Here is a 26,411-nt window from a genome sequence, read left to right on the forward strand (position 1 = left end):
ACAAAATGTCACTGAAGATTCGTCTGGCCCGCGCGGGCTCCAAGAAGCGCCCCTATTACCATGTCGTCATCGCCGACGTGCGCAGCCCGCGCGACGGCCGCTTCATCGAGATCATCGGCGCATGGAACCCGATGCTGCCCAAGGATGGCGAGCGCGTGAAGCTCGACGCCGACCGCGCCCGGCACTGGCTGGCCAACGGCGCCCTGCCGACCGACCGCGTCGCCCGCTTCCTCGACGAGGCCGGCGTTTCCAAGCGCGACGCCCGCAGCAACCCGACCAAGGGCACGCCGGGCAAGAAGGCGCAGGAACGCGCTGCCGCCATCAAGCAGGCTCAGGAAGAAGCCGCTGCCGCGCTGGCCGCCGCCAATGCCGCTCCGGCCGAAGAAGCCTCGGCCGAGTAATCCTTCAGCTTCGGCTGGAATTGGGACGGCGGGTTTCGGCCCGCCGTTTTCTTTTCCGGCAGCTTCATAAAACCTGTCCGCACCGGCGTCCCTCGCCGGCCGGTCGCCTGTCGCCACAACGCAACCGCGTGAAACCATGATCCGCATCGAAAACGTCAGCAAGCAGAACAGCCACCGGCTGCTTTTCATCGAAGCTTCCGCAACCCTGCAGAAGCAGGAGAAGATCGGCCTTGTCGGTCCCAACGGCGCCGGCAAGACCACGCTGTTTCGCATGATCAACGGCGAGGAGCTGCCCGACGAGGGCCAGGTCTCGACCGAACGCGGCATAACCATCGGCTATTTCAACCAGGATGTCGGCGAGATGGCCGGCCGCAGCGCGGTGGCCGAGGTGATGGAGGGTGCCGGCCCGGTGAGCGAGGTGGCGGCCGAACTGCGTGATCTCGAGGCCGCGATGGTCGATCCGGACCGCGCCGACGAACTCGACACGATCATCGAGCGCTATGGCGAGGTGCAGGCCCGCTATGAAGAACTCGACGGCTATTCGCTCGACGGCCGCGCCCGCGAGGTGCTGTCCGGTCTCGGCTTCAGCCAGGAGATGATGGACGGCGACGTCGGCAAGCTTTCGGGCGGCTGGAAGATGCGCGTGGCGCTGGCCCGCATTCTCCTGATGCGGCCCGACGTGATGCTGCTCGACGAACCGTCGAACCATCTCGACATCGAAAGCCTGATCTGGCTGGAGGAATTCCTGAAGGGCTATGACGGCGCGCTCTTGATGACCTCGCACGACCGCGCCTTCATGAACCGCATCGTCAACAAGGTCATCGAGATCGACGGCGGGGCGCTGACGTCCTATACCGGCGACTACGAGTTCTACGAGCAGCAACGCCAGCTTGCCGACAAGCAGCAGCAGGCGCAGTTCGAGCGCCAGCAGGCGATGCTGGCCAAGGAGATCAAGTTCATCGAGCGCTTCAAGGCGCGCGCCTCGCATGCTTCGCAGGTGCAAAGCCGCGTGAAGAAGCTGGAAAAGATCGACCGCGTCGAGCCGCCCAAACGCCGCCAGACGGTGGCCTTCGAGTTCCAGCCCGCACCGCGCTCGGGCGAGGATGTCGTCACGCTCAGGAATGTGCACAAGCGCTATGGCAGCAAGATCATCTATGAGGACCTCGACTTCCAGGTCCGCCGCAAGGAGCGCTGGTGCATCATGGGCATCAACGGCGCGGGCAAATCGACGCTCCTGAAACTGGTCGCCGGCGCCTCGGAACCGGATCAGGGCACGGTGGCGCGCGGCCCGAGCGTCAAGATGGGCTATTTCGCCCAGCACGCCATGGACCTGCTGGACGGCGACCTGACCGTGTTCGAGCAACTTGAGCGCAACTTCCCGCAGGCGGGACAGGCGCCGCTGCGCGCGCTGGCCGGCTGCTTCGGCTTTTCCGGCGACGAGATCGAGAAGAAATGCCGGGTGCTTTCGGGCGGCGAAAAGGCGCGTCTCGTCATGGCGATCATGCTGTTCGATCCACCGAACCTGCTGGTTCTGGACGAGCCGACCAACCATCTCGACATCGCCACCAAGGAAATGCTGATCGAGGCGCTGTCACGCTATGAAGGCACCATGCTCTTCGTCTCGCACGACCGCCATTTCCTCTCGGCCCTTTCCAATCGCGTGCTGGAACTGACGCCCGACGGCATCCACACCTATGGCGGCGGCTATACCGAGTATGTCGAGCGCACGGGTCAGGAAGCGCCCGGCCTGCGGCACTGAACCGACACCTGCGCCGGCACAATGGCTCCGGCGCAGCCCCCTGCGGGCAAGCCCGGCTTCGCTCCTCCCCCGGCCTCAGCCCATCACCAGCGCCTTCCGCCGTCGTGAGCGGTGGCGAAAGCGGACAATATCGCGCACCAGCCCATTATTGACCTCAACCATAGTTGAGGTTCTAGAAGCAGTGTCGGCACGCGACGGACGTTCGCAAAAGGAGGCCGACATTGAACAGCAACATTGACGATACACTCCCCTCGGGCGGCGCGGCATCGGTGGCTGCAAGCGCTCCGGCAAGCTGGAGCGAGCTATTCAGCGGAAGGAACGCCTTCTACGCCCTGGCTCTTGCCGGCGGCGTGACGCTGCACGCCGTGAACATGTACATCGCCACGACCGTCATGCCATCGGTGATCGCCGACATAGGCGGGCTCGATTTCTATGCCTGGGCGACCACGCTTTTCGTGGCGGCATCCATTCTCGGCGCGGCGCTCACCGCCAAACTTCTGAAAAGCGCCGGCCCGCGCGGTGCCTATGTCATCGCCACGCTTCTGTTCTGCGTCGGCACGCTGGTCTGTTCGCTGGCCCTCAACATGCCGGTGATGCTGGCCGGTCGCGCGGTGCAGGGGCTGGGCGGGGGTTTCCTCTATGCCCTTGCCTACGGCCTCACCCGTGTCGTGCTGCCCGAACGGTTGTGGGGACGGGCAATCGGCCTGATCTCGGCCATGTTCGGCATCGCCACGCTCATCGGCCCAGCGATCGGCGGCGTCTTTGCCGAATATGGCGCATGGCGGGCCGCGTTCTGGTCGCTGCTTCCCTTCGCCGCCCTGTTCGCGCTTCTGGCCTTCGCCACGCTGCCGCGCAGCAGTTGGGATCACAATGAGCGCGTATCAGTCCCCTTCCTGCAACTGGTGCTGCTGATGGGCGCGGTGCTGGCGGTGTCGGCCGGCAGCCTGTCCGCCGAGACGACATGGAAGCTGGTCGGCCTGCTGGCCGGCCTGTTGCTCATCGCACTCATCGCCGCGGTGGAGACCGGCGCGAAGGCCCGGCTGCTGCCGAAAAAGTCGTTTCGCATCTCGACGCCGCTTGGCGCGCTCTATCTCATGATCGCGCTTCTGATGCTCAGCATGCAGCCCGAAATCTTCGTGCCCTACCTCCTGCAGAAGCTGCATGGGCAGTCGCCGCTCTGGGCGGGCTATCTGGCAGCCCTGATGGCCATCGGCTGGACGGTCGCGTCGTTCCTCAGTTCGCGCTGGCAGGAGCGTGGCGGGGATCGTCTGGCTCTCGCCGGGCCCGTGCTGGCGCTGGCCGGGCTCGTCCTGCTGGCCGTTTTCCTGCCGGTCGAGGGTGGGGGCGACTGGTCGCTGCTGGCGCCGATCAGCGCGGGCCTCATCCTGGTGGGTTTCGGCATCGGTCTGGCATGGCCGAGCCTCGTGACCCGCGTCTACCAGAACGCGCCTGCCACCGAACAGGACCTGGCCGCCGGCGGCATGACCACCGTGCAGCTTTTCGCCATCGCATTCGGCACGGCCTGTGCGGGCATGGTGGCGAATTTCGCCGGCATCGCGGAGCCGGGCGATGTCGCGGGTGCGTCCAGTGCCGCGTTCTGGCTCGGCGGCATCTTTGCCGTCGCCCCGGCCATCGGCGTTCTGGTGGCTGTGAAAGTGGTGCGGCTGACCGGCAGGTAATCGAACCGGACAAAAAAGGCGGCGGAGCCGAGGCCCCGCCGCCTTGTTCATTCAGAGCGTTGAAACGCTCCTCAGTTCCAGTCGCGAATGTCGACGAAGTGGCCGGCGATCGCGGCCGCCGCGGCCATGGCCGGCGACACCAGATGCGTGCGGCCCTTGAAGCCCTGGCGGCCCTCGAAGTTGCGGTTCGAGGTCGAGGCGCAGCGCTCGCCCGGCTTCAGGCGGTCGTCATTCATGGCCAGGCACATGGAGCAGCCCGGCTCGCGCCAGTCGAAACCGGCTTCGATGAAGATCTTGTGCAGGCCTTCGGCTTCCGCCTGTTCCTTCACCAGGCCCGAGCCCGGCACGATCATGGCCGAAACGGTCGAGGCGACCTTTTTGCCTTCCACCAACTTGGCGACCGCACGCAGGTCCTCGATGCGGCCATTGGTGCAGGAGCCGATGAAGACGCGATCGATGGCGATGTCGGTGATCTTGGTGCCGGCGGTCAGGCCCATATAGTCGAGCGCGCGCTTCTTGGAGTTGCGCTTGTTCTCGTCGGCGATCTCGTCCGGGTTCGGCACGACGCCGGTGACGGAGGCGACGTCCTCGGGCGAGGAACCCCAGGTGACAATCGGCGGCAGCTTGGCGGCGTCGAGCACGACGACCTTGTCGAAATGCGCGCCTTCGTCGGTGTGCAGCGTCTTCCAGTAGTCGAGCGCCATGTCCCAGGCCTTGCCCTTCGGGGCGCGCGGCTTGTCCTTCACATAGGCGAAGGTCGTCTCGTCCGGCGCGATCAGGCCGGCGCGGGCACCACCCTCGATCGACATGTTGCAGATGGTCATGCGGCCTTCCATCGACAGCGCGCGGATCGCTTCGCCGGCATATTCGATGACGTAGCCGGTGCCGCCGGCGGTGCCGATCTCGCCGATGATGGCGAGCACAATGTCCTTGGCGGTGACGCCTTCCGGAAGCTGGCCGTCAACACGCACCAGCATGTTCTTGGCCTTCTTCTGGATGAGCGTCTGGGTCGCCAGCACATGCTCGACCTCGGAGGTGCCGATGCCGTGCGCCAGCGCGCCGAAGGCGCCGTGGGTGGACGTGTGGCTGTCACCGCAGACGATGGTCATGCCCGGCAGCGTGAAGCCCTGCTCGGGGCCGACGATGTGGACGATGCCCTGGCGGACGTCGTTCTCGGAATAGTATTCCACGCCGAAGTCGGCGGCGTTTTTCGCCAGCGCCTCGACCTGGATGCGGCTTTCCTCGTTCTTGATGCCGAGCTTGCGGTCGGGCGAGGTCGGCACGTTGTGATCGACCACGGCCAGCGTGCGCTCGGGATGACGAACCTTGCGGCCCGACATGCGCAGGCCCTCGAAGGCCTGCGGGCTGGTCACCTCATGGACGAGGTGGCGGTCGATATAGAGCAGGCAGGTGCCATCGTCCTGACGGTCGACAACGTGATCGTCGAAAATCTTGTCGTAGAGGGTGCGCGGTGCGCTCATTTGCGTAAATCCGTCGATGTGAGAAATGGAGAAGCCCGGCCCATGCCGGAATTCCTGTCGGCCGAAGGCGCGAGCAGGCAGCGACGGCTAGATAAGTCGGCTGGTCAGCGCGCCGGAAATCCGCGCGAAGAAACGTGCCGGCAGGCGCTTCTTGTCCTGCAGCACGAACCCCTTGTAGGCCGGATCGCCGAAAAGTTCTTCCATGCCCGGTTAGATAGCAATCTTTTGGCGAATGGGCAATTGGCCTGAACAGCGCATGCCTGCGATCCCTTCCCGGCCGGGGCAGCGTGCGGTATGAAAATCCCATGTTGCTGATCGTCGGAACAGTCCGCTTGCCGCCCGCCAATCTGGAGGCGGCACGCCCGGTGATGGCGCGCATGGTTTCGGCCAGCCGCGCCGAAGATGGCTGCGCGGAATATTCCTATGCCGAAGACATCCTCGATCCGGGGCTTATCCACGTCAGGGAGATGTGGCGCGACCAGGCCGCGCTCGACCGGCATTTTGTCTCCCCGCATATCAAGGCGTGGCGGGCGGCATGGTCGAAGCTTGGCATAGGGGACCGAAACCTTCGGGTCTACGAAGTGGGCGACCCGCGCGCGACCTGAACGCTGGCGTTCGTCACAGCACCTCGAAGACAAACGTCCTCACCAGCGCGTCGGGCTCGGCGATGGCGTAGCAGCGGAACCACGGGCTTTGCTCCACCGGCTTCCACTTGCCCTGCCGCTCCAGTCCGTCGAAGACCTCCTGGAAACCGCCGCCCTCGAACACCTTGTCGCGCACGGTGAAGATGGCGTGGCCGCCTTTTCGCGTGATGCGCGCCAGTTCGAACAGGCCCGAGGCCGGCGCATGGCCCATGGTGAAGACGCCGGTGGAGAAGACGGCGCGGAAATGCCCGTCGGCCCAGGGCAGCGGCCCGCCCAGCATGGCCTTGCGCAGGTCGGTGTAGCTCTGCCGGCCGCTGGCGATCTTCAGCATCTCGTCCGACAGGTCCAGCCCGGCAATGTCGGTATAGCCCAGCGCCTTGAGTTGCGGGCCGGAAAGGCCGGTGCCGCAGCCGGCGTCGAGCAGCGGACCGCCGCCAACCGGCACGTAGCGTGCCACCCAGGCGGGGATCAGGAAGGGCAGCAGATAGCCGAGCGACGCCGTCTCGCTGTCATAGGTCGCCGCCCATTCAGCATAGGCGGCTTTCAGCGCTTCCGGATCCTCGGCCGTATAGACCGTGTCCAGCGAGGCATTGGCCTTGTCGAGATCCATGCGTTCCTCCCTGCTTCTACGCGCAGGGTGGGGTCGGCGGAGCTTTCCCGTCAAGGGCCGAAAAGCTTTGGCTCAGACCTTCTGGCGACGCAGCCTGCGTTCCAGTCCACGCAACGTCAGCGACAGGCCGATGGTGAGGATCAGATAGATATAGGCCACCATCGAATAGGTCTCGAAGAAGCGGAACGAGCCGGAAGCGTAGACCTTGCCCATCTGGGTGATATCGGCCACGCCCAGCACCGAAACCAGTGAAGAATCCTTCACCATGGCCACGAAATCGTTGCCGAGCGGCGGCAGGATGGTGCGGATGGCCTGCGGCAGCACGATCAGGCGAAAGCGCTGGTAGCGCGTCAGGCCAAGCGCCTTGGCGGCCTCGATCTGGCCCGGTTCGACCGACTGGATGCCGGCGCGGAACACTTCCGAGATGAAGGCCGAATAGCCGATGGTGAGCGCGATGATGGCGCGCCACAGAAGCGAGAAGTCGCGCACCTGAAGCGCCGGGATCAGCCCGGCGTCCTGCAGCGGCGCGGTCAGCGCGTTCCATCCGGCCACGAAGGCCGGCGCGCCGACGAAGGCGATCCAGAACAGCAGCACCAGGACCGGAACGCCGCGAATGATCTCGACATAAAAGCGCGCGCTCTGGCGCAGCCACACCGAGCCCGACAAGCCCATCAGCGCAATGCCCAGCCCAAGTATGGACGCCAGCGCAAAACCGACCAGCGTGACGAAGACGGTGATGCCGATGCCCTTTGCGACCGTCCGGAAGACCTGGGCATAGATGTCGTTGGTGACGATGAAGACCGCGACGGCAATGGCAATCGCGACGGCGATGGCCAGCCACCATGGAAATTCCTTCCTGTCGGGTGAGGTCGGGGAAAGCAGGTGCATCTGCAAATGCGAAGACCGCGAGCTTCGGCGTTTGAGAGCGAGGGCTCTCAGCCTTTGTTTCCGGAGCATGGTCCGGTCCGAAAAGTCCGCAACTTCCCGGAACCATGCTTCCGCCGAAACTGCCTCGGCCTTCCTTGATCCGTCACTCGCCCATCTTGTAGTCGAGGAACCACTTCTTGTTCAGCGTTTCGAACGTGCCATCTTCCTTCATCGAGGCGATCGCGGCATTGATCGGCGCGACGAGGTCGGAGCCCTTCTTGAAGATGAAGCCGAAATCCTCGGTGCCGAGCGGCTCGCCCACCACCTTCAGCGCACCGTTCGAGGAATCGACATAGCCCTTCGCCGCCACGCTGTCGGTCAGCACGAGGTCGACGTCGCCCGACTTCAGGGCCTGCACGGTGGCGCCGAAGGTTTCGAACAGCTTGATGCGCGGGTTCTGCTCGTTGCCGTCGAGGATTTCGTAAACGGCGGTGTAGAAGGGCGAGGTGCCCGGCTGGGCGGCGATCAGCCCGTCCTTGAGATCGGCGAAGCTCTTGGCGTCGGTGAAGCGGCTTTCATCGCTGCGCACCAGCATGAACTGCTGCGAGCGCATGTAGGGGTCGGAGAAGTCGACCTTTTCCTTGCGGTCGTCCTTGATGGTGATGCCGGTCATGCCGATGTTGTACTGCCCGTCGGAAATAGACTGGATCATCGCGTCCCACGAGGTGTTCTGGTACTCGACCTTGAAGTTCAGGCGCCTGGCCATCTCGTTCATGGCGTCATATTCCCAGCCGATCTGCTCACCCGTCTTGGGATCGACGAATTGCAGCGGCGGATAGGCGTTCTCGGTCACCACCGTGACGGCCTTGCCACCGAGATCGGGCAGCGTCTCGGCGGAGGCGGCAGCGGGGGCCAGCACACAGGCCAGCAGCCCGGCCAGTATGAGTTTCAACCTGTTCATGACGCGCTCCGTTCGGAAATATCTTGGATTGAAAAGACAGAATTGACGGCCAGATTAGCCGACTGATAGCGGCATGCAAGAGACGGCCATGCTGCCGGACAGCCCATGGCGCGAAAAATGCGCCCGGTGCCGGCCGCCACGCTTCCAACCTACGGTTTCGTGGCGCCGATGGAGAAGGAGAGCGGAATTTTCGGCGAGGAATCCGGCAGCGCGAACTGCTCGCCGCCGAGTTCGACGAGATCGGGGAAGGCACGCCATACGACGATCTCATGCTCGTTGAGGAAATCGATCCTCAGCCCCGCCCCGATCAGCGCGTTGACGATGTCGCTCAACGGATGAAGCCACTCATAGCAGCGCGTGTGGGTCAGTTGCCTTTCGTCGCCCGTATAGGTCTGGCTGTCGTTCCATGCCAGCGGCGTTTCGCCGGGCGTGCGCCAGCCATATTCCAGCTCGAGCTTGCCGTTCCTGGCCTCGAGCTGGTTCATCTGCGGATGGCCTTCGAGCAGATAGAGCTTGCCGCCGGGGCGCAGCAGCGCCGACACCACCCTTGCCCAGCGGAAGATGTCGTCCAGCCAGTTGATGGCGCCCCAGGTGACGAACACCATGTCGTAGGTACGGCCGAGCACTTCGGGCGCGTCGTAAACCGGGGCCTCCACGAAACGGGCATCGGTGCCGGCGCGCCTGGCAAAGTCGCGCGCCGCCGCAATCGCCTTGGGTGAAAAGTCGAGACCGGTAACGCTCGCGGCCCCCAGATGCTTGAGGCTGAGCGTGTCGAGGCCGATATGGCATTGCAGGTGGACGATGTCCTTGCCGCTGATATCGCCGATTTCGCCAGCTTCCAGCGCGTGAAGGGACGAGCCGCCGGCCAGCACTTTCGCGATGCGGTAGCTGCCGGTGGTGTCAGTGGAATGAAGTTCGGCGCGGTTGTCCCAGTTGCGCAGATTGGCCTGCTTGAACGCGTCCATCGTCTCTCCTCCCGACGGCTGGAAAACAAGGAACAAAAAAGGCGGCCGGAGCCGCCTTTCGTCCAAAGTCCCTTCGCAGGAACTATTCGGCGGCCTTTTCGGCCTCGGCTGCAGCAGCCTTCTCGGCGGCTTCCTGGGCGGCCTTTTCGGCGGCCAGGGCCTCGGCGGCGGCGATCTTCTCGGCTTCGATGCGCGCCTTCTCGGCGTTCAGCGCATCACGCTCGGCTTCGTTCAGCTTGCGGGCGCGCACGCCGGTGTTTTCCGAAATACGGGCCGACTTGCCGCGACGATCGCGCAGGTAGTAGAGCTTGGCGCGGCGGACCTTGCCGCGACGGACGACTTCGACGCCCTCGACCATCGGCGAGTAGACCGGGAACACGCGCTCCACGCCTTCGCCGTAGGAGATCTTGCGCACGGTGAAATTTTCCTGGAAGCCCGAGCCCGAACGCGCGATGACGACGCCTTCATAGGCCTGGACGCGGGTGCGCGAACCTTCGGTGACGCGAACCAGCACGCGGACGGTGTCGCCCGGCTGGAATTCGGGGAGCTTGCGCTTGGCTTCGATCTTGGCGGCCTGTTCGGCCTCGAGCTGACGGATGATGTCCATCGCAATAACCTCTTCTTCGTTCTCAACAGCCAGAGCGCCCGACGCTCGCCGATCCAGTTCCACGACCGTTCGGCTATGCCCTTCTCCCGCAAGGGATCGGAGGCAGGGGCGGTTTCACCGTCCTTGTTGACGGGTTCGGAAGCATCATACTCCCGATTGCGGTCGCGCACATACACGCTTCCGCGCCGATTGTCACCTCTTGGGCGCGGCTTTTTTGGCGCTTTCTGCGATTTCATGGGCCGAATAGAGGTCCGGGCGGCGTTCCCGCGTCAGTTTCTCGGCTTCGGCCCGTCGCCATGCCGCGATTTTCGCATGGTTGCCGGAAATGAGCACGTCGGGAATAGGCCGCCCCTCGAAGTCCTGCGGGCGGGTGTAATGCGGGTGCTCCAGCAGGCCGTTCTCGAAACTTTCCTCGTCGCCCGAACTGTCATTGCCCATGACGCCGGGCAGCAGGCGTACCACCGCATCGAGCAGCACCAATGCGGCCGGCTCACCGCCCGAGAGGATGAAATCGCCGATCGAGACTTCCTCCAGCCCGCGCGCCTCGATGATGCGCTGGTCCACCCCCTCGAAGCGTCCGCACAGGACGATGGCGCCGGGACCGGCCGCAAGCTCGCGCACGCGCGCCTGCGTCAGCGGCTTTCCGCGCGGGCTCATCAGCAGTTTTGGGCGCGGATCATCCGCCGGGGCGGTGGCGTCGATGGCCTTCGCCAGAATATCGGCGCGCATCACCATGCCGGCGCCGCCGCCTGCGGGCGTGTCGTCCACCGTGCGATGGCGGTCTGTGGCGAAATCGCGGATCTGCACGGCTTCAAGCGACCAGTCGCCGCGCTCCAGCGCCCGCCCGGCCAGCGAAAGCCCCAGCGCGCCCGGAAACATCTCCGGGTAAAGCGTCAGCACCGAGGCGCGAAAGCCGCTCACCGGTCGCCTCCGGCATCCTTCGGGCCGCGCTCCCGCGCGTCCGCGCCTTGCTCTTCGTCGCCGGATTCCTCGACGAGCCCGGCGGCAACCGTGTCGATGCGCAGGAAACCGGCCTTGATGTCGATCTCGGGCACTGCGGCCTCGGTGAAGGGCACGAGCACGCCCTTCCTGCCGGCATGGCTGATTTCGAGAATGTCGCCGCCGCCGAAATTCTGCACCGCCGTCACCCTGCCGACCGCGGCGCCGGTTTCGTCCTTCACCGCAAGGCCGATCAGGTCGGCGTGGTAAAATTCGTCCTCCTCGCCGTCGTCGGGCAGGGCCGAGCGGTCGATGAACAGCTCAGTGCCGTTCAACGCCTCGGCGGCGTCGCGGCCGTTCACGCCCTTGAAGCGCACGACCACGACGGTCTTGGCCGGGCGGATGTCGATGACCTCGAAGGCACGGCCGTCCTTCGAAAAGAGCGGGCCGTAGTCGCCCAGCGCCAGCGGATCGCCGGTGAAGGTCTTGACGCGCAGTTCGCCGCGCACGCCGTGCGGAGCGCCGATCACGGCCATCTGGATGGGATTTTCAGGCTTGGGCATGAGCAAAATTGTCCTTTGCCCGTCTCTATCCCCGCCTTTCGCCGATTTCAACGATGCCTTCACGCCTTGCTAACCCGCAGGCATCAGCATGGGCGCAGGCAAATCACAGATGGACCATGCAGCAGGAATTTCTCATCTCCGCCCGCCCCGACCTCCAGCAGGCGCGTGAAAGCTGGCTGAAGGCGCTGGCCGGCGAGCGGCGTCTGTCGGCCCTGACCGTGGAGGCCTATGAACGCGACACGCGCCAGTTCCTCCAGTTCCTCACCGGCCATTGCGGCGGCGCGCCGGGCATCGCCGATATCAGCGAACTGCGCCCGGCCGATCTGCGCGCCTTCCTCGCCGCGCGGCGCGGCGATGGGGCCGGTGCGCGCACGCTGGGGCGCGGCCTTGCGGGCGTCCGCTCCTTCCTGCGCTTTCTGGAACGCCGCGGTCTTGCCAATGCCGCCGGTGCTGCGGCGCTGCGCGCCCCGCGCCAGCCCAAATCGTTACCCAAGCCGCTCACCGCGGCGGACGCCAAACGCGTCGTCTCGGCGCAGGAGCAGCTTGCCGAAGAACCATGGATCGCGGCGCGCAACGCCGCCGTGCTGACGCTGCTTTACGGCTGTGGCCTGCGCATTTCCGAAGCGCTGGGGCTCTCCGGAGGCGAACTCACAAGCGCCGAAGAAACAGCGTTGCGCATCACCGGCAAGGGCGGCAAGACGCGGCTGGTGCCGGTGCTGCCGGTGGCGCTGTCGGCGGTTGCCGAATATCGCAAGCTTTGCCCTTATCATCTCGCGGCCGAAACACCGTTGTTTCGCGGCGCGCGCGGCGGGCCGCTCAATCCGGCGATCATCCAGCGCGAGATGCAGAAGCTACGTTCCGCGCTTGGGCTTGCCGACACGGCGACGCCGCATGCGCTGCGCCATTCCTTCGCCACCCATCTGCTCGGGCGCGGCGGCGATCTGCGCACCATTCAGGAACTGCTCGGCCATGCCAGCCTCTCGACCACGCAGGTCTATACAGGGGTCGATACGGCACGGCTGCTCGACATCTATGAGGCGGCGCATCCGCGCGCATGACACGCCGGCCGCCCGCGTCGAAAATTCGCCACGTCCGGTTAACGGTTTTGCCGCTTTTTGCGCTTAACGCTGGTGGCATGAAACGCGCTCTCGCAATCGCCGACCGCACCGCGCTCGCGACACTCGTCCTGATCGTCGGGCTCAATGTCCTGTTTTTCATCTCCTTCGTCGTCACCATGATGCTGGCCATGGGCAAGGCCCATGCCGAGGCGCCTGCCTGCAAGGGCATCGATATGCTGGCGTCGCTCGAAAAAAGCGACCCGGCGCTGGCGGCCTCGATCAGGGACGAGGCGGACAAGACGCCGAACGGCAAGGGCCTTCTGTGGAAGATCGAGAAGGCCGGCGAAAAGCCGTCCTATCTGTTCGGCACCATGCATATGGCCGATCCGCGCGTGACGACCATGCCCGCCCCGGCACAACAGGCCTACGAGGCGGCTGACATGGTGGTGATCGAGACCACCGAAATCCTCGACCAGTCCAAAATGATGGCCGCCATCATGAAGGAGCCTGATCTCACCATGTTCACCGACGGCACGACGCTTACGTCGCTCCTGCCGCCGCAGGATGTGGAGATGGTGGAAAAGGCGCTCGATGCGCGCGGTATCCCGGCCGGCAGCGTCGACAAGATGAAGCCGTGGATGCTTTCGGCGATGGTCGCCCTGCCCGCCTGCGAACTCGCGCGCAAGGCTGACGGCGCGCCGGTGCTGGACGTCAAGCTGGCCAGGGACGCCGAGGCCGCCGGCAAGGAGATCGACGGGCTGGAGACGGTTGCCGACCAGTTGCGCGCCATGGCGTCGCTGCCGATGGAATTCCACATCAAGGGGCTCGTCGACACGCTGAAGCTCGGCGAGCGCATCGATGATGTGAACGAAACCATGATCGTGCTCTACCAGCACGGCGACACCGGCATGTTCTGGCCGTTGTTTCGCGCCGTGCTTCCCGATGAAGCGGGCACAGACGACGGCTTCGCCGCCTTCGACGAGACGATGGTGACGGCGCGCAACCGCACCATGGCCGAGCGGGCCGAGCCGATCCTGAAACGGGGCAACGCCTTCATCGCGGTCGGCGCCATGCACCTGCCGGGCGCCGACGGGTTGATCGAACTGCTACGCGCACGCGGCTACACGCTCACCGCAGCGGGCTGAACATGCTCTTGGCGGGTCGATCACGATCCGGTGAAACCAAATATCGTCTTGGCCGTTATAGGCGCATGCAACCGACGGAGACTTGATCATGGCCAAGCCCGAACGCATGCCCGATCCGCAGGCGAACGATCCGGCAAAGACGCCTCCCCCGATCGACCCGAAGCTGGGCCAGGCCGAGCCGCGCAATCCGGCCTCCAACCCCGCCACGCAGCAATCCGTCAGCGGCGGCAGCATGTTGCTGATCGCGGCCATCGTGGTCGTTCTTGCGGTGATCGCCTATTTCATCTTCTTCCCCGGCGTGGCCAATACGCCGGTAGAGCCCGAGGGCCAGACGACGACCGAGCCGGCAGCGCCGGCGACACCTGCGCCGGAAACGACCGCACCCACTGCTCCGGCAGCACCCGCCACGCCGGAACCGCAATCGACCACGCCAACGCAACCGGCACCTGCACAGCCTGCGCCGACTGCCCCGGCGCCCGCACCGGAATCGACGACGCCCACCCCACCGGCAACAACGCCGGAACCGCAGTCGAACGCGCCAGCCCAACCCGCACCTGCACCGACACAGCCGGCGCCTGCACAATAGCGCTCAGGCAGCGGACGCAAAAAAGGCCCGCCAGATGGCGGGCCTTGGCATATTCGAAATAGCGCCGGCTCAGCCGAGCTTTGCGTCCAGCGATACCTTGATGGCGCCGAGCGCCCTGGAGACCGGGCAGCCGGCCTTAGCCTGCTCGGCAAGCTCCTTGAACTTCGCGGCATCGATGCCCGGCACGGTGCCGACCAGCGTCAAGGCGCTTTCGGTGATCTCGAAGCCGCCGCCCGCCGCCGGTCCATAGGTCACCACCGCTTTGGCGTCGAGCTTTTCGGCGGGCGTGCCGTTCTCGGCGAGGAAGTGCGAAAGCTGCATGGCAAAGCACCCGGCATGGGCGGCCGCGATCAGTTCCTCGGGATTGGTGCCGGATTTCCCGCTTTCGTCCTGGAAGCGACCCTTGAACGAATAGGGCGTGGACGCAAGCGTGCCGCTTTGCGTGTCGAGCGTGCCGTTCCCTTCGGTCAGGCTTCCCTTCCAGACGGCGGTTGCTTGGCGATGCATGTTTCTCTTCCTCCTGATTTTTCCATCGCCGGCAATGCGGCGACCCGTGCGAATATAGAGCCTTGCCTGCCGGTGGCCATCAGGATTTTCCCTCGGGCGCGCCAGACTGGCCCTTTGCCGCTCCGATCTTGCGTTTCGCGCACGATCTTCCCACATAATGGCGGACAGGAGAGCTTGAATGACCAAAACCGGTTTCGACACCGGCACGATTGCCGGCGACGAGAAGAAGGTGCGTGAGAAATTCTGGCGCACGGCAAAAAAGGCAGCCCGCCACATCCCCTTCATGGACGAAGTGGTGGCAGGCTATTATTGCGCGCTCGACAGGCAGACCCCGCTGAAAGCGAAGGGCATATTGCTTGCGGCACTGGCCTATTTCGTGCTGCCCTTCGATGCGGTTCCCGACGTTCTGGCCGGCATCGGCTTCACCGACGACATCGCCGTGCTGACGGCTGCGATCGCTGCGGTCAGCGCCCACATGACCCCCGCCCACCGGCTGGCGGCGCGGGAAGCACTTGCCCGCCAGGACTGAGCTTTTTCGTACAAGCCGCCCCCGCAACTTCGCATGCCGGGGCGGCATTTCCTGTTGACGCAAACATTGCAGGCTGAAACGCAGAGTCAAATTCTTGCCGCTTTCGTGGCTTTCAACCGCTGTCAGGGACGGTGTCGACCGCTTTTTGCGGCGTGTGCAAAGGGCGTCGATGCCATGGCGGAAATGACTTTTTAAGACGTATTCACGCTTTGGTAACCCAGATTAAATCAAAATGAACCCAGCCGGGCAGGGCGAATCCTGACTGCCCGCCTCCCACACCATGCAAAGAACAGGGAATTCAAAAACAATGCGCCCATTCATTGCTCTCGCTACGAGCCTGTTTCTGGTTGCCAGCGCCGCCCCCTCGCTTGCCCAGTCGGCCACCAAGATTGGCCAGCACAATGCATGGGGCACCTACAGCTATCAGGCCAATACCGGTAAGGTCTGCTACGTCCTGACGGTTCCCACCGACAAGCAGCCGACCAATCTCGACCATGGCGACATCTTCTTCTTCGTCAGCCAGCGGCCCGGCCAGTCGGTTTCCTACGAGCCGCAGTTCATCGCCTCCTACGACTTCCAGGCCAATTCCAAGGTCACGGTCACGGTGGGCAACAAGAACTTCACCATGTTCACGCGCGGCAAGTCGGCCTGGGTGGAAAACGCCGCCGAGGAGCCGTTGCTGATCGCCGCCATGAAGGGCGGCGCGGACATGAAGGTCGCGGCCAAGTCCGGACGCGGCAACCCCACCGAATACACGTTCTCGCTGAAGGGCATTTCGGCGGCACTGCAGTCGATCTCGGCCTGCAAGTAAGACGCTTTTCCCTGTTTCTTCGAGGCCGGATCCTGCGATCCGGCCTTTTTTAGTTTCCTGCGTCAGTTCGGCGCGCGGGACGCATCCTGCGCATGCTGCGTGGCCGCCGCTTCGGCGCGGCGCCGTCTCAGCGCATCGGCCGCGAAGACGCGCGACAGCGCGTGATAAAGCGGCTCGCGCGAGATGATGCGCGCCGTGCCGTAGCCGAGCATCGAGGCGAACATCAGCGCAATGACATTGTCATGGTTGCCGGTCATCTCCAGGATGATGACGAAGGCGGTCATCGGCGCCTGCACGACGCCGGCGAAATAACCGGCCATGCCAAGCACGGCCGCAAGGCCGATATTGGAGCCGAACAGCAGGCCGAGCGAGCTGCCGAGCCCCGCGCCCACCGCCAGCGAGGGCGCGAAGATGCCGCCGGGAATGCCGGAGATCATCGACAGCAGGCCGGCGGCGAGTTTTTCCACGAAGAACAGCCAGGGCAGCGGCGCGCCTTCGATCGCGCCGCACGCCTGCTCATAGCCGGTGCCGAAGGTGAGCCCGCCCGACAGGAGGCCGATGACGGCCACGCCGAGGCCGCAGCCGCCGGCAAGCAGCAGGGTGCGCTTCAGCGGCGAAGGCGTCAGCCAGCGGCGGACGCGCCGCGAGGCTTTCAGCGCGAGCGTGCTGAAGCTGGCGCCGAGCGCGCCGCCGAGGACGCCGCAGACGATGACCAGCGGCCAGTCGCCGGGAAAGGCGGCGGTGACGTCGGTGACGCCGAAATAGGTGTAGTTGCCGACGAGGCCGAGGGAGGCCAGGCCCGCCAGGATGACGGCCGAAAGCACCAGCCCGTTTGTGCGCGCCTGATAGGAACGGCCCATCTCCTCGATGGCAAAGACGATGCCCGCGAGCGGCGTGTTGAAGGCGGCCGCGATGCCTGCCGCCGAACCGGCGAGGATGAGCCCGCGCGCCTGCGCCATGCCGCCCCAGCGCGCCGCCTGCAGCATGATCGACGCGCCGACCTGCACGGTCGGGCCTTCGCGGCCGATGGAAGCGCCGCAGAACAGGCCGACCACGGTGAGCAGGATCTTGCCCGCCGCCAGCCGCAGCGACAACAGGCGGCTGCGTTCCGCATCCTCCCGCAAGTGCCGCGCGGCGATTGCCTGCGGTATGCCGCTGCCCTGCGAGCCCGGAAACAGGACGAAGGCCGCCCACGCGCAGGCGACAAAGCCCGCCGGCGTGACGACAAGCGGCAGCCAGGCGTTCCAGCCTTCGCCTGCGGTCGTCAGCTTGAACAGGTGCTGTGCGGCGTCGGCCAGCTTGGCGAAGAGCACGCTGATGAGGCCGATGGCAAGCGCGCCGGCCCAGAATACCAGTCGCGGCTGCCAGACGCGCCGCGATGTGAGGATGGCCCGCGAGCGCCGGAGCATCGGAATTCGTTTCGCGCTTCGGGCCAATGCGGACGTCCTTTTGCTGCGATCCTGCCTGCCGGGCATCAACAGGACGCGTTCCGTGCCTGTCAACCTTTGCCGATAAGGTGCTGGATGGTTGCGCACTTGGCATTGCTTTGCGACAACACCATCTCTGGGACCGTGACGCGGACGCCAAGTCGTGCTATGTGCGCGCTTTCGGTCCGCCAGAGGCGGCAACACAACCCCAGAAATTCCGTATCATGGCTTTTTCGCTCGATCTCACTGCTGACAGCACCCGCAACGCGTTGCGCCCCGGCATGGCGCAGGAAAAGGCTTCGCTGATCGGCCTGACGCGCGCCGAGATGGCGAAAGCACTCGTCAATGCCGGCATCGTGCCCGAGCGCCAGGCCAAGATGCGCGTGCAGCAGCTCTGGCACTGGCTCTATGTGCGCGGCGTCTCCGACTTCGCGCATATGTTCAACATATCGAAGGATCTGCGCGCGGCGCTCGCCGAGCATTTTTCCATCGGCCGCCCCGAAATCGTCGAGGAGCAGATTTCCAACGACGGCACGCGCAAATGGCTGTTCCGCTTTCCGCCGCGCGGAGCGGGCCGTCCGGTCGAGATCGAAACCGTCTACATCCCCGAAGAAGGGCGCGGCACGCTGTGCATCTCCAGCCAGGTGGGCTGCACCCTGACCTGCTCGTTTTGCCACACCGGCACGCAGAAGCTGGTGCGCAACCTCACCGCCGAGGAAATCCTCGCCCAGCTTCTGTCGGCCCGCGACCGGCTGGGCGACTTCCCCGACCGCGACACGCCGGCCGGCGCCATCGTGCCGAGCGAGGGGCGCAAGGTGTCCAACATCGTCATGATGGGCATGGGCGAGCCGCTCTACAATTTCGAGGCGGTGAAGAAGGCGCTGCTGATCGCCTCCGACGGCGACGGGCTGGCGCTGTCGAAGCGCCGCATCACGCTCTCCACCTCCGGCGTCGTGCCCGAAATCTACCGCACCGGCGAGGAGATCGGCGTCATGCTGGCGATCTCGCTGCACGCCACCAATGACGATTTGCGCGACCTCCTGGTGCCGATCAACAAGAAGTTCTCGCTCAAGGAACTGATGAAGGCCTGCCGGGAATATCCGGGCCTGTCCAATGCGCGGCGCATCACCTTCGAATATGTGATGCTGAAGGAGGTCAATGACAGCCTCGACGACGCCAAGGCGCTGGTGAAGCTGCTGAAGGGCATTCCGGCCAAGATCAACCTGATCCCGTTCAACCCGTGGCCGGGCTCGAACTACCAGTGCTCGGATTGGGAGCAGATCGAGAAGTTTGCCGACTATATCAACGCGGCCGGCTATGCCTCGCCGATCCGCACGCCGCGCGGCCGCGACATCCTGGCCGCCTGCGGCCAGCTCAAGTCGGAATCGGAGCGGCTGAAGAAGTCCGAGCGCCTGGCGCTGGAAGCCATGATGATCGCGGGGCACGGCGAAGCGTGACCGGCGTGCTGGCCATCGTCTTGCGGCTGGCGGTCATTCTTCTGGGCTATATCGGCGCGTCGCTTGCCGCGAGCGCCTTCGTGAACATCCTGATGTTCGGGCCCCTCGGGATGGGGCCGGATGGCTCGATCGCCCCGGCGTTCATATTCACCATCCCGTTCACGGCGCTGTTCGTCGCCTATTTTGCTTTCCTGCCGGCGTTGCTCGCGGTGCTAGCCACGGAATTTCTCGGCAAGCGCGACTGGCTGACCCATGCGCTCGGCGGCGGGGCCGTGGCGCTGGCCGCCATCGGTCTCATGTTTGCCGGCATGAATGCCACGCAGGACTTTGGCGACGAAGGCTTCGACCTTCCCCGGCTGGACCAACCGCAAATGGCGTTGCTGTTCGTCGGCGCCGGGCTTGTCGGCGGCATTGCCTACTGGCTGATCGCCGGCCGCTCGGCGGGTAGCTGGCGACAGGATACGCGTCTGCCGCCTAGCGCGCCTGCGCCGTGATGATCTTCAGCGCGAAGGCCGAAAACACGCCTGCGAACAGATAGTCCACCACACGCGTGACGCGCGGGCTTTTGCGCAAGAGCCCGGAGAACCTGTCGGCCGCGATCACCATCGTCGCCGTCAGCGGCAGCGACAGAGGGATGAACAGCAGCCCGAGGAAGAACAGTTTCTGTGGCGCATACGGGTCGTGCGCCGAGACGAATTGCGGCAGGAAGGTCATGAAGAACAGGATGATCTTCGGGTTGAGCAGGTTGATGCCCAAACCCGTCAGCCAGTTCTGGAACAGGCTGTGCGCGCCCGACCCCTTCATCTTTTCCGGCGCGAAGGCGGAACCGTTCCTGACGGCCTGCCAGGCAAGCCAGAGCAGATAGCCGGCGCCACCTGCTTTCAGCACCATGAAGGCCTGTGGCGACGCCACGATCAGCGCGGACAGGCCGACCGCCACCAGAACGGTATGGATGACGATGCCGGTGAAGGCGCCGGACATGCAGGCAAAGCCCGCTCCCCGCCCTTCAGACAGCGCGCGGCCGACGAACAGCGTCATGTCCGGGCCCGGCGTGATGGCGATGATGAAGGTGGCAGCTGCGAATTGCAGTATGATGGCGATTTCGGGAACGAAGGACATGTGTGGGAGGCTCATTGTAGCGTGAGCGGCAGCATAATCGAAACCGCCATGCCATGCCACGCACAAAACGCCGGCAGGACAAGCCTTGCCCGCCTCGCCGTTCCTGTTAAAAGTGCCGCCGGAAGCGGTGCCGCGAGGGCGGCGCGCGGCAACAGGAACCGGATCGACTATGTCCAAGTGGAAAGACGTGAAAAAGGTCGTGCTCGCCTATTCCGGCGGCCTCGACACCTCCATCATCCTGAAATGGCTACAGACGGAACTGGGCGCGGAAGTCGTGACCTTCACCGCCGATCTCGGCCAGGGCGAGGAACTTGAGCCGGCGCGCAAGAAGGCCGAGATGCTCGGCATCAAGGAAATCTTCGTCGAAGACGTGCGCGAGGAATTCGTGCGCGATTTCGTCTTCCCGATGTTCCGCGCCAATGCCGTCTATGAAGGCGTCTATCTGCTCGGCACCTCGATCGCCCGCCCCCTGATCTCAAAGCACCTGATCGAGATCGCCGACAAGACCGGCGCCGACGCCATCGCCCACGGCGCGACCGGCAAGGGCAACGACCAGGTCCGCTTCGAGCTTTCGGCCTATGCGCTGAACCCCGACATCAAGATCATCGCGCCGTGGCGCGACTGGGCTTTCAAGAGCCGCACGCAACTGCTGGAATTCGCCGAGCAGCACCAGATCCCGGTCGCCAAGGACAAGAAGGGCGAAGCCCCGTTCTCCGTCGACGCCAACCTGCTGCACTCCTCCTCCGAGGGCAAGGTGCTGGAAGACCCGGCGCTGGAAGCGCCCGAATATGTGCATATGCGCACCATTTCGCCGGAAGCCGCGCCCGACAAGGCGACCGTCATCAAGATCGGTTTCGAGAAGGGTGACGCCGTATCCATCAACGGCGTGCGCATGAGCCCGGCAACGCTGCTCACCAGGCTCAACGAATATGGCCGCGACAACGGCATCGGCCGTCTCGACCTCGTGGAAAACCGTTTCGTCGGCATGAAGTCACGCGGGGTTTATGAAACGCCGGGCGGCACGATCCTGCTGGCCGCGCATCGCGCCATCGAGAGCATCACGCTCGACCGGGGTGCAGCCCACCTCAAGGACGAGCTGATGCCGCGCTATGCCGAACTGATCTACTACGGCTTCTGGTTCTCGCCCGAGCGCGAAATGCTGCAGGCGGCAATCGACCTCAGCCAGAGACAAGTGGAAGGCGAAGTCACGCTCAAGCTCTACAAGGGCAATGTGATGGTGATCGGCCGCGAGAGCGAAAAGTCGCTTTATTCCGACAAGCTCGTCACCTTCGAGGACGATCAGGGCGCCTACGACCAGAAGGACGCGGCGGGCTTCATCAAGCTCAACGCGCTGCGCCTGCGCACGCTGGCCGCGCGCGACCGCCGCTGACATAGTCTTAGCCGCATTTTGCGCGACGCCAGGCGTTACCGCCTGGCTGCAAAATGTTCCAACCGCCGGCCTTCGGGCCGGCGTTTCGCTATCTACCTGTTGAGCATGATCTTTTCCGAAACCCGGTTTCCACTTTTCGCCGGCGCGGCCTTCGGTTCGGGATGATGCCTCCCAAAGAAAAGGCCGCCGCTTCTTTCGAAGCAGGCGGCCCCGTTCTTTCGTCCGGCGTGCGGTCGTCAGCCGTGATCCTCAAGGGAGCGGCCGCACGTCATGCGCTTCAGCGAAGAGGCTGCTCCCCGCGAAGGCAATCCGCCGAGACCTCACTCCGGAAAACGAAATCACTCGACATCGGATCACCTCCTTTCGATTGGTTGAACATGCAACACAATGTGGGAGCTTTCTGCCGCTTGCGCAAGACCTTCGTGACATGCGGTTGAGTTCGCGCACTGCGGGCCTATGCTGCGTCGACGGGGGAAACAATGATGCGGCCTGTGCGCATGGCATCGCTGGCAGTCGCGCTCGCCGCACTGATGCCGACACATGCGATTGCGAAAAGCTGCAAGCAGGTTAGGTCCTGCGAGGAAGCGGTCGAACTCTGGTGCGGCGGCTACAGCCGCGCCGACGGCGACAATGACGGCATCCCTTGCGAGAACGTCTGCTCCACCCGCGAACAGGTGGAGCAGATCAGAAAGCGGATCGGCTGCTGCTGCCGATGCCTGCGGGGCCGTGGCCCGGCCCCGCGGCTTTTCTCACTTCTTGTTCTGGCGATGCTCGATCAGGTCATCGACCACGGCCGGATCGGCGAGCGTCGACGTGTCGCCGAGCGCGCCGAAATCGTCCTCGGCGATCTTGCGCAGGATGCGGCGCATGATCTTGCCCGAGCGGGTCTTGGGCAGACCCGGCGCGAACTGGATCTTGTCGGGCGAGGCGATCGGCCCGATCTCCTTGCGCACATGGGCGATGAGTTCCGTGCGCAGGTCCTCGGTGGCATCGACGCCCGCCATCAGCGTGACATAGCTGTAGATGCCCTGCCCCTTGATGTCGTGCGGATAGCCCACGACGGCAGCTTCCGACACCTTGTCGTGGCTGACCAGCGCCGATTCCACTTCCGCCGTGCCCATGCGGTGCCCGGAGACGTTGATGACGTCGTCCACGCGGCCGGTGATCCAGTAATAGCCGTCCTCGTCGCGGCGGCAGCCGTCGCCAGTGAAATATTTACCCTTGTAGGTGGCGAAATAGGTCTCGATGAAGCGCTGGTGGTCGCCATAGACGGTGCGCATCATGCCCGGCCACGGCTCGGTGATGCACAGATTGCCCGAGCCGGTGCCTTCGATGACCTCGCCGTCATTGTCGACGATCTGCGGCACCACGCCGAAGAACGGCCGGGTTGCCGAACCGGGCTTGAGATCGGTGGCGCCGGGCAGCGGCGAGATCAGGATGCCGCCATTTTCCGTCTGCCACCAGGTGTCGACGATCGGCACCTTCTTTTCGCCGACGACGTTGAAATACCATTCCCAGGCCTCCGGGTTGATCGGCTCACCCACCGAACCCATCACGCGCAGGCTCTTGCGCGAGGACTTCTTCACCCATTCGTCGCCCGCGCCCATCAGCGCGCGGATGGCGGTCGGGGCGGTGTAGAAGATGTTGACCTTGTGCTTGTCCACCACATCCCAGAAGCGCGAGGGCGAGGGATAGTTCGGCACGCCCTCGAACATCAGCGTCGTCGCGCCATTGGCGAGCGGGCCATAGAGGATATAGCTGTGACCGGTGACCCAGCCGACATCGGCCGTGCACCAGTAGATGTCGCCGTCATGATAATCGAAGACATATTGGTGGGTCATCGACGCATAGACGAGATAGCCGCCCGTGGTGTGCAGGACGCCCTTCGGCTTGCCGGTCGAGCCGGAGGTGTAGAGGATGAACAGCGGGTCCTCCGCCTTCATCTCCGCCGGCTTGCAATCCGGTTTCACCGAGGCTGCCTCGTCGTGATACCAGAGGTCGCGCTTGTCGAACCAGGCGATCTTCCCGGCGGTGCGGCGCACCACCAGCACGTTCTTGACGGTGACGTTGTTGCGCGCGGCGATGTCGATCGCCTTGTCGGTGTTCTCCTTCAGCGGGATGGTCCGGCCGCCCCGCAGGCCCTCGTCGGCGGTGATGACGAAGGTCGATTCGCAGTCCACGATGCGCCCGGCCAGGGCGTCCGGCGAGAAACCGCCGAACACCACCGAATGCACGGCGCCGATGCGCGTGCAGGCCAGCATCGCATAGGCCGCCTCGGGGATCATCGGCATGTAGATGGTAACGCGATCGCCTCGTTTGACGCCATGCTTCTTGAGCACGTTGGCCATGCGGCAGACATGCTCGTAGAGCTCGTTATAGGTGATCTTCCTGTCGTCGTAGGGATTGTCGCCTTCCCAGATGATGGCGGTCTGGTTGCCGCGCTTCTTCAGATGGCGGTCGATGCAGTTGTAGGAGACGTTCGTCACGCCGTCCTCGAACCATTTGATCGACACATTGCCGCCGAAGGAGGCGTTCTTGACCTTGGTATAAGGCTTGAACCAGTCGATCCGCTTGCCGTGCTTGCCCCAGAATTTGTCCGGATCCTTCACGCTGTCGGCATACCATTTCTGGTAGGTGTCGTTGTCGATCAGAGCATCTTTCTTCCATGCCGGCTGAACGCGGTAGACCTTGGTGTCGGACATTTTCTCTCCCCAGAAATTGCGAACGGCAAAAACGGTTCGCCGCGCGACTGGCGCGCTGAATATTCGAGCGAATTAATATCATTCCGTCGCAGGGGACAATATTAGACCTTGGGTTCGGATGGCGTCGAGCAAAATGCGCCCAGATGCCGGCGGCCGGTGCGTTCGCGGCGGCGGTGTCCGGGCGGGAAGTATCCCCGGGCGGGCATTGCCGCCAACGTTGTTTGCCAGCGTTGCTTCATTGTCCGGAAAACGAAAAAGCCGCGGAAAACCGCGGCCTTTTTCGTGGAGTAATTGGAGCGGGTGAAGCGATTCGAACGCTCGACCCCAACCTTGGCAAGGTTGTGCTCTACCCCTGAGCTACACCCGCTCGCGCGGTCTTTGTCGACCGAAGCGACGCCTATATGGCCGAAGAGCTTCAGGATTGCAACAGAGAAAATAGCGCTTTTTGCAACTTCTCCGGATCAACCCGTAATTTTTTCGAAAGCCGCTTTCATCCATATCCGCGGCACGGGACGGGCAGGGGATTGTGTATCGCGCCGCCTTGGCCAATAACCGGGGACAGCGACAATCAGCCCGGAAAAACATCATCCATGCCAAAGACTCCCGACGAGCTTCTCGCCTTTCTCGAATCGCTGGGCATTGCGGTCACGACGAAACAGCATCCCCCCTTGTTCACCGTTGCCGATTCGCAGTCGCTGCGCGGCGAGATCGCCGGCGGCCACACCAAGAACCTCTTCCTGAAGGACAAGAAGGACAATTTCTTCCTGGTTACGGTGGACGAGGACGCCGAGGTCGATCTCAAGCAGATCCATCATCTGATCGGGGCTTCCAGCCGCGTTTCCTTCGGCAAGCCCGAGGCGCTGATGGAATTGCTCGGCGTCGTGCCCGGCTCGGTAACGGTGTTCGGTCTCATCAACGACAGCGACAAGCGGGTGAAGCTGGTACTGGACAGCGCATTGATGGACAATGACGTGATCAACGCCCATCCGCTGACCAATGAAGCGACCACGACGATCGGCCGCGACGACCTTCTCACCTTCGTGGAAGCGACGGGCCATGAGCCGCTCGTCTTGAAAGTCTCCGGTTGATTGCCAAATGGAGGACAAGGATACGTTTCGCCCATGCTTTCATGGGAAAAAGGTTTGCCAGGCGGTGACGCCGAAAGGACAGTGATGAGCAATCAAGACAATTCGTTCGGCGGAGCCGACAACAGCTATACGACGACCATGACCTTCGGCAGCCAGCCCGCACCGGCCGGCAACGGCGCTGCGGCCCCCGATGACGCGTCCCTCATCAAGGACACGACCACATCCGGCTTTGCCGCCGACGTGTTGCAGGAATCGCGCCGCCAGCCCGTTCTGGTCGATTTCTGGGCGCCCTGGTGCGGTCCCTGCAAGCAACTGGCTCCGGCGCTGGAGAAGACGGTCCAGCAGGCGGGCGGGCGCGTCAAGCTGGTCAAGATGAACATCGACGACCATCCTTCCGTGGCCGGCCAGCTCGGCATCCAGTCCATTCCCGCCGTCATCGCCTTCAAGGATGGCCAGCCGGTGGACGGTTTCATGGGCGCGGTCCCCGAAAGCCAGATTCGCGAATTCATCGACCGTATTGCCGGCAAGGATGCGGGTCCGCAGCTTGAAGAGGCGCTCGCCGCGGCCGCCCAGGCGCGCGACGCCGGCGATGCGAACACGGCAGCGGCCATCTTCGATTCGGTGCTGCAGCAGGCGCCCGACAATGTCGAGGCGCTGGCCGGCCTTGCCGATCTGCTGTTCGACGCCGGCGACGCGGCCGGTGCCGAGGAGGTGCTGGCGCGTGCGCCCGCCGACAAGGCCGATGCCCCTGCACTCGCCGGCGTGCGAGCCAAGATCGCACTGGCCACGCAGGCCGCCTCTCTCGGCGATCCGAAGGAATTCGAGGCCCGGCTTGCGGCAAACCCGAAAGACCACCAGGCCCGCTTCGACCTGGCCATGATCCAGAACGCTCTGGGCCAGCGTGCCGAGGCTGCCGACAATCTGTTGACGATCGTCAGGACCGACCGCGGCTGGAACGACGATGCGGCGCGCACGCAGCTCCTCCAGCTTTTCGAGGCATGGGGCATGACTGACGAGGTGACGCTGGCCAGCCGCCGCAAATTGTCGTCGCTGCTGTTTTCGTGAACAGGCGAGCGCCGGGCGCCCTTGCATGCGGCCCCCGGCGCTCCAGATGAT

At 64.3% G+C, this 26,411-nt stretch carries 26 protein-coding genes, 1 tRNA gene and 1 pseudogene; 15 read left to right on the forward strand and 13 right to left on the reverse strand.

The annotated features are described in order from the left end of the window. Positions 1 to 5: 5 nt before the first annotated feature. The 3 genes from rpsP (at position 6) to C7441_RS17270 (ending at position 3,839) form a co-directional block, all read left to right on the forward strand. Complete coding sequence (gene rpsP, locus C7441_RS17260) at positions 6 to 401, forward strand: 30S ribosomal protein S16 (RefSeq protein ID WP_109613955.1); 396 nt, start codon at positions 6 to 8, stop codon at positions 399 to 401. A gap of 136 nt (positions 402 to 537) precedes the next feature. Further along, positions 538 to 2,160: an ABC-F family ATP-binding cassette domain-containing protein gene (locus tag C7441_RS17265; RefSeq protein WP_109613956.1), complete on the forward strand. Its 1,623-nt coding sequence runs from the start codon at positions 538 to 540 to the stop codon at positions 2,158 to 2,160. Between the two features lie 221 nt (positions 2,161 to 2,381). Beyond that, positions 2,382 to 3,839, forward strand: coding sequence for an MFS transporter (locus C7441_RS17270; protein WP_109613957.1), 1,458 nt, complete (start codon positions 2,382 to 2,384; stop codon positions 3,837 to 3,839). A 71-nt stretch (positions 3,840 to 3,910) separates the two neighbouring features. On the opposite strand, the gene leuC is transcribed toward C7441_RS17270, so the two are convergent. Then, positions 3,911 to 5,320, reverse strand: coding sequence for a 3-isopropylmalate dehydratase large subunit (gene leuC / locus C7441_RS17275; protein ID WP_109613958.1), 1,410 nt, complete (start codon positions 5,318 to 5,320; stop codon positions 3,911 to 3,913). A gap of 305 nt (positions 5,321 to 5,625) precedes the next feature. On the opposite strand from leuC, the gene C7441_RS17285 reads away from it, so the two are divergent. After that, a complete protein-coding gene (locus tag C7441_RS17285; RefSeq protein ID WP_109613959.1) occupies positions 5,626 to 5,925 on the forward strand; it encodes a putative quinol monooxygenase in 300 nt (99 codons plus the stop codon). Positions 5,926 to 5,938: 13 nt separating this feature from the next. Here the strand turns inward: C7441_RS17285 and C7441_RS17290 are convergent, their stop codons facing one another. The 7 genes from C7441_RS17290 to rimM form a co-directional block, all read right to left on the reverse strand. Further along, a complete protein-coding gene (locus C7441_RS17290; protein ID WP_109613960.1) occupies positions 5,939 to 6,574 on the reverse strand; it encodes a class I SAM-dependent DNA methyltransferase in 636 nt (211 codons plus the stop codon). A 72-nt stretch (positions 6,575 to 6,646) separates the two neighbouring features. Further along, positions 6,647 to 7,462 (reverse strand): amino acid ABC transporter permease, encoded by an 816-nt coding sequence (locus C7441_RS17295; RefSeq protein WP_019170842.1) that lies wholly within the window; start codon positions 7,460 to 7,462, stop codon positions 6,647 to 6,649. Positions 7,463 to 7,604: 142 nt separating this feature from the next. Beyond that, entirely contained in the window at positions 7,605 to 8,402 is a 798-nt protein-coding gene (locus C7441_RS17300; RefSeq protein ID WP_109613961.1) for a basic amino acid ABC transporter substrate-binding protein, read from the reverse strand. A gap of 149 nt (positions 8,403 to 8,551) precedes the next feature. After that, the gene (locus C7441_RS17305) at positions 8,552 to 9,367 is read right to left on the reverse strand and encodes a class I SAM-dependent methyltransferase (RefSeq protein WP_109613962.1); all 816 of its coding nucleotides are present in this window, start codon (positions 9,365 to 9,367) and stop codon (positions 8,552 to 8,554) included. An 82-nt stretch (positions 9,368 to 9,449) separates the two neighbouring features. Beyond that, positions 9,450 to 9,974 carry a 50S ribosomal protein L19 gene (rplS, locus tag C7441_RS17310; RefSeq protein ID WP_109613963.1) on the reverse strand — a complete coding sequence of 175 codons (525 nt, stop codon included), beginning with the start codon at positions 9,972 to 9,974 and terminating at the stop codon, positions 9,450 to 9,452. Positions 9,975 to 10,166: 192 nt separating this feature from the next. After that, complete coding sequence (gene trmD / locus C7441_RS17315) at positions 10,167 to 10,895, reverse strand: tRNA (guanosine(37)-N1)-methyltransferase TrmD (protein ID WP_109613964.1); 729 nt, start codon at positions 10,893 to 10,895, stop codon at positions 10,167 to 10,169. After that, a complete protein-coding gene (rimM, locus tag C7441_RS17320; RefSeq protein ID WP_109613965.1) occupies positions 10,892 to 11,476 on the reverse strand; it encodes a ribosome maturation factor RimM in 585 nt (194 codons plus the stop codon). Before rimM ends, trmD begins: the two co-directional genes overlap by 4 nt. Positions 11,477 to 11,592: 116 nt before the next feature. On the opposite strand from rimM, the gene C7441_RS17325 reads away from it, so the two are divergent. The 3 genes from C7441_RS17325 (at position 11,593) to C7441_RS17335 (ending at position 14,265) form a co-directional block, all read left to right on the forward strand. Continuing rightward, positions 11,593 to 12,534: a tyrosine recombinase XerC gene (locus C7441_RS17325; protein ID WP_109613966.1), complete on the forward strand. Its 942-nt coding sequence runs from the start codon at positions 11,593 to 11,595 to the stop codon at positions 12,532 to 12,534. Between the two features lie 77 nt (positions 12,535 to 12,611). Beyond that, positions 12,612 to 13,679, forward strand: a complete 1,068-nt coding sequence (locus tag C7441_RS17330; RefSeq protein ID WP_109613967.1) for a TraB/GumN family protein — start codon at positions 12,612 to 12,614, stop codon at positions 13,677 to 13,679. 88 nt (positions 13,680 to 13,767) lie between these two features. Continuing rightward, on the forward strand, positions 13,768 to 14,265 hold the full coding sequence (locus C7441_RS17335) for a hypothetical protein (protein ID WP_109613968.1): 498 nt from the start codon (positions 13,768 to 13,770) through the stop codon (positions 14,263 to 14,265). Positions 14,266 to 14,334: 69 nt separating this feature from the next. On the opposite strand, the gene C7441_RS17340 is transcribed toward C7441_RS17335, so the two are convergent. Continuing rightward, the gene (locus C7441_RS17340) at positions 14,335 to 14,772 is read right to left on the reverse strand and encodes an OsmC family protein (RefSeq protein ID WP_019170850.1); all 438 of its coding nucleotides are present in this window, start codon (positions 14,770 to 14,772) and stop codon (positions 14,335 to 14,337) included. Positions 14,773 to 14,950: 178 nt separating this feature from the next. On the opposite strand from C7441_RS17340, the gene C7441_RS17345 reads away from it, so the two are divergent. Both C7441_RS17345 and C7441_RS17350 read left to right on the forward strand, forming a co-directional pair. Next, positions 14,951 to 15,301 carry a YkvA family protein gene (locus C7441_RS17345; RefSeq protein WP_019170851.1) on the forward strand — a complete coding sequence of 117 codons (351 nt, stop codon included), beginning with the start codon at positions 14,951 to 14,953 and terminating at the stop codon, positions 15,299 to 15,301. Between the two features lie 307 nt (positions 15,302 to 15,608). Continuing rightward, positions 15,609 to 16,112, forward strand: coding sequence for an invasion associated locus B family protein (locus C7441_RS17350; RefSeq protein WP_109613969.1), 504 nt, complete (start codon positions 15,609 to 15,611; stop codon positions 16,110 to 16,112). 62 nt (positions 16,113 to 16,174) lie between these two features. Here C7441_RS17350 and C7441_RS17355 read toward each other — a convergent pair whose 3' ends face one another. Then, positions 16,175 to 17,548: a chloride channel protein gene (locus C7441_RS17355; RefSeq protein ID WP_109614035.1), complete on the reverse strand. Its 1,374-nt coding sequence runs from the start codon at positions 17,546 to 17,548 to the stop codon at positions 16,175 to 16,177. A gap of 215 nt (positions 17,549 to 17,763) precedes the next feature. On the opposite strand from C7441_RS17355, the gene rlmN reads away from it, so the two are divergent. Continuing rightward, the gene (rlmN, locus tag C7441_RS17360; protein ID WP_109613970.1) at positions 17,764 to 18,996 is read left to right on the forward strand and encodes a dual-specificity RNA methyltransferase RlmN; all 1,233 of its coding nucleotides are present in this window, start codon (positions 17,764 to 17,766) and stop codon (positions 18,994 to 18,996) included. Next, a complete protein-coding gene (locus C7441_RS17365) occupies positions 18,993 to 19,490 on the forward strand; it encodes a hypothetical protein (protein WP_109613971.1) in 498 nt (165 codons plus the stop codon). Before rlmN ends, C7441_RS17365 begins: the two co-directional genes overlap by 4 nt. Here C7441_RS17365 and C7441_RS17370 read toward each other — a convergent pair. Beyond that, positions 19,471 to 20,115, reverse strand: a complete 645-nt coding sequence (locus tag C7441_RS17370) for a LysE family translocator (protein WP_109613972.1) — start codon at positions 20,113 to 20,115, stop codon at positions 19,471 to 19,473. The genes C7441_RS17365 and C7441_RS17370 overlap by 20 nt on opposite strands. Before the next feature lie 169 nt (positions 20,116 to 20,284). On the opposite strand from C7441_RS17370, the gene C7441_RS17375 reads away from it, so the two are divergent. After that, complete coding sequence (locus C7441_RS17375; protein WP_109613973.1) at positions 20,285 to 21,505, forward strand: argininosuccinate synthase; 1,221 nt, start codon at positions 20,285 to 20,287, stop codon at positions 21,503 to 21,505. A 530-nt stretch (positions 21,506 to 22,035) separates the two neighbouring features. Continuing rightward, positions 22,036 to 22,143: pseudogene (locus C7441_RS24420) on the forward strand (excalibur calcium-binding domain-containing protein); the annotation flags it as partial. Between the two features lie 111 nt (positions 22,144 to 22,254). On the opposite strand, the gene acs reads toward C7441_RS24420, so the two are convergent. Next, positions 22,255 to 24,207 carry an acetate--CoA ligase gene (gene acs / locus C7441_RS17385; protein ID WP_109613974.1) on the reverse strand — a complete coding sequence of 651 codons (1,953 nt, stop codon included), beginning with the start codon at positions 24,205 to 24,207 and terminating at the stop codon, positions 22,255 to 22,257. A gap of 292 nt (positions 24,208 to 24,499) precedes the next feature. Continuing rightward, positions 24,500 to 24,574, reverse strand: a tRNA-Gly gene (locus C7441_RS17390). A 223-nt stretch (positions 24,575 to 24,797) separates the two neighbouring features. Between C7441_RS17390 and C7441_RS17395 the strand changes: the two genes are divergently transcribed. Both C7441_RS17395 and trxA read left to right on the forward strand, forming a co-directional pair. Beyond that, positions 24,798 to 25,295 carry a prolyl-tRNA synthetase associated domain-containing protein gene (locus C7441_RS17395; protein ID WP_109613975.1) on the forward strand — a complete coding sequence of 166 codons (498 nt, stop codon included), beginning with the start codon at positions 24,798 to 24,800 and terminating at the stop codon, positions 25,293 to 25,295. An 84-nt stretch (positions 25,296 to 25,379) separates the two neighbouring features. Then, on the forward strand, positions 25,380 to 26,360 hold the full coding sequence (trxA, locus tag C7441_RS17400) for a thioredoxin (protein ID WP_109613976.1): 981 nt from the start codon (positions 25,380 to 25,382) through the stop codon (positions 26,358 to 26,360). Positions 26,361 to 26,411: the final 51 nt, after the last annotated feature.

Origin of the sequence: Pseudaminobacter salicylatoxidans (genome assembly GCF_003148475.1) — a bacterium.
Classification (GTDB): Bacteria; Pseudomonadota; Alphaproteobacteria; order Rhizobiales; family Rhizobiaceae; genus Pseudaminobacter; species Pseudaminobacter salicylatoxidans.

What these genes read in the sequence shown, in the direction of transcription:
- C7441_RS17350 (WP_109613969.1), top strand. Translation starts at nt 15,609, where the DNA reads ATGCGCCCATTCATTGCTCTCGCTACGAGCCTGTTTCTGGTTGCCAGC.
- acs (WP_109613974.1), bottom strand. Translation starts at nt 24,207, where the DNA reads ATGTCCGACACCAAGGTCTACCGCGTTCAGCCGGCATGGAAGAAAGAT.
- rimM (WP_109613965.1), bottom strand. Translation starts at nt 11,476, where the DNA reads ATGCCCAAGCCTGAAAATCCCATCCAGATGGCCGTGATCGGCGCTCCG.
- C7441_RS17345 (WP_019170851.1), top strand. Translation starts at nt 14,951, where the DNA reads ATGACCAAAACCGGTTTCGACACCGGCACGATTGCCGGCGACGAGAAG.
- C7441_RS17325 (WP_109613966.1), top strand. Translation starts at nt 11,593, where the DNA reads ATGCAGCAGGAATTTCTCATCTCCGCCCGCCCCGACCTCCAGCAGGCG.
- C7441_RS17290 (WP_109613960.1), bottom strand. Translation starts at nt 6,574, where the DNA reads ATGGATCTCGACAAGGCCAATGCCTCGCTGGACACGGTCTATACGGCC.
- C7441_RS17265 (WP_109613956.1), top strand. Translation starts at nt 538, where the DNA reads ATGATCCGCATCGAAAACGTCAGCAAGCAGAACAGCCACCGGCTGCTT.
- trxA (WP_109613976.1), top strand. Translation starts at nt 25,380, where the DNA reads ATGAGCAATCAAGACAATTCGTTCGGCGGAGCCGACAACAGCTATACG.
- C7441_RS17335 (WP_109613968.1), top strand. Translation starts at nt 13,768, where the DNA reads ATGGCCAAGCCCGAACGCATGCCCGATCCGCAGGCGAACGATCCGGCA.
- C7441_RS17300 (WP_109613961.1), bottom strand. Translation starts at nt 8,402, where the DNA reads ATGAACAGGTTGAAACTCATACTGGCCGGGCTGCTGGCCTGTGTGCTG.
- rplS (WP_109613963.1), bottom strand. Translation starts at nt 9,974, where the DNA reads ATGGACATCATCCGTCAGCTCGAGGCCGAACAGGCCGCCAAGATCGAA.
- C7441_RS17395 (WP_109613975.1), top strand. Translation starts at nt 24,798, where the DNA reads ATGCCAAAGACTCCCGACGAGCTTCTCGCCTTTCTCGAATCGCTGGGC.
- C7441_RS17305 (WP_109613962.1), bottom strand. Translation starts at nt 9,367, where the DNA reads ATGGACGCGTTCAAGCAGGCCAATCTGCGCAACTGGGACAACCGCGCC.
- C7441_RS17370 (WP_109613972.1), bottom strand. Translation starts at nt 20,115, where the DNA reads ATGTCCTTCGTTCCCGAAATCGCCATCATACTGCAATTCGCAGCTGCC.
- C7441_RS17340 (WP_019170850.1), bottom strand. Translation starts at nt 14,772, where the DNA reads ATGCATCGCCAAGCAACCGCCGTCTGGAAGGGAAGCCTGACCGAAGGG.
- leuC (WP_109613958.1), bottom strand. Translation starts at nt 5,320, where the DNA reads ATGAGCGCACCGCGCACCCTCTACGACAAGATTTTCGACGATCACGTT.
- C7441_RS17295 (WP_019170842.1), bottom strand. Translation starts at nt 7,462, where the DNA reads ATGCACCTGCTTTCCCCGACCTCACCCGACAGGAAGGAATTTCCATGG.
- rpsP (WP_109613955.1), top strand. Translation starts at nt 6, where the DNA reads ATGTCACTGAAGATTCGTCTGGCCCGCGCGGGCTCCAAGAAGCGCCCC.
- rlmN (WP_109613970.1), top strand. Translation starts at nt 17,764, where the DNA reads ATGGCTTTTTCGCTCGATCTCACTGCTGACAGCACCCGCAACGCGTTG.
- C7441_RS17330 (WP_109613967.1), top strand. Translation starts at nt 12,612, where the DNA reads ATGAAACGCGCTCTCGCAATCGCCGACCGCACCGCGCTCGCGACACTC.
- C7441_RS17285 (WP_109613959.1), top strand. Translation starts at nt 5,626, where the DNA reads ATGTTGCTGATCGTCGGAACAGTCCGCTTGCCGCCCGCCAATCTGGAG.
- C7441_RS17375 (WP_109613973.1), top strand. Translation starts at nt 20,285, where the DNA reads ATGTCCAAGTGGAAAGACGTGAAAAAGGTCGTGCTCGCCTATTCCGGC.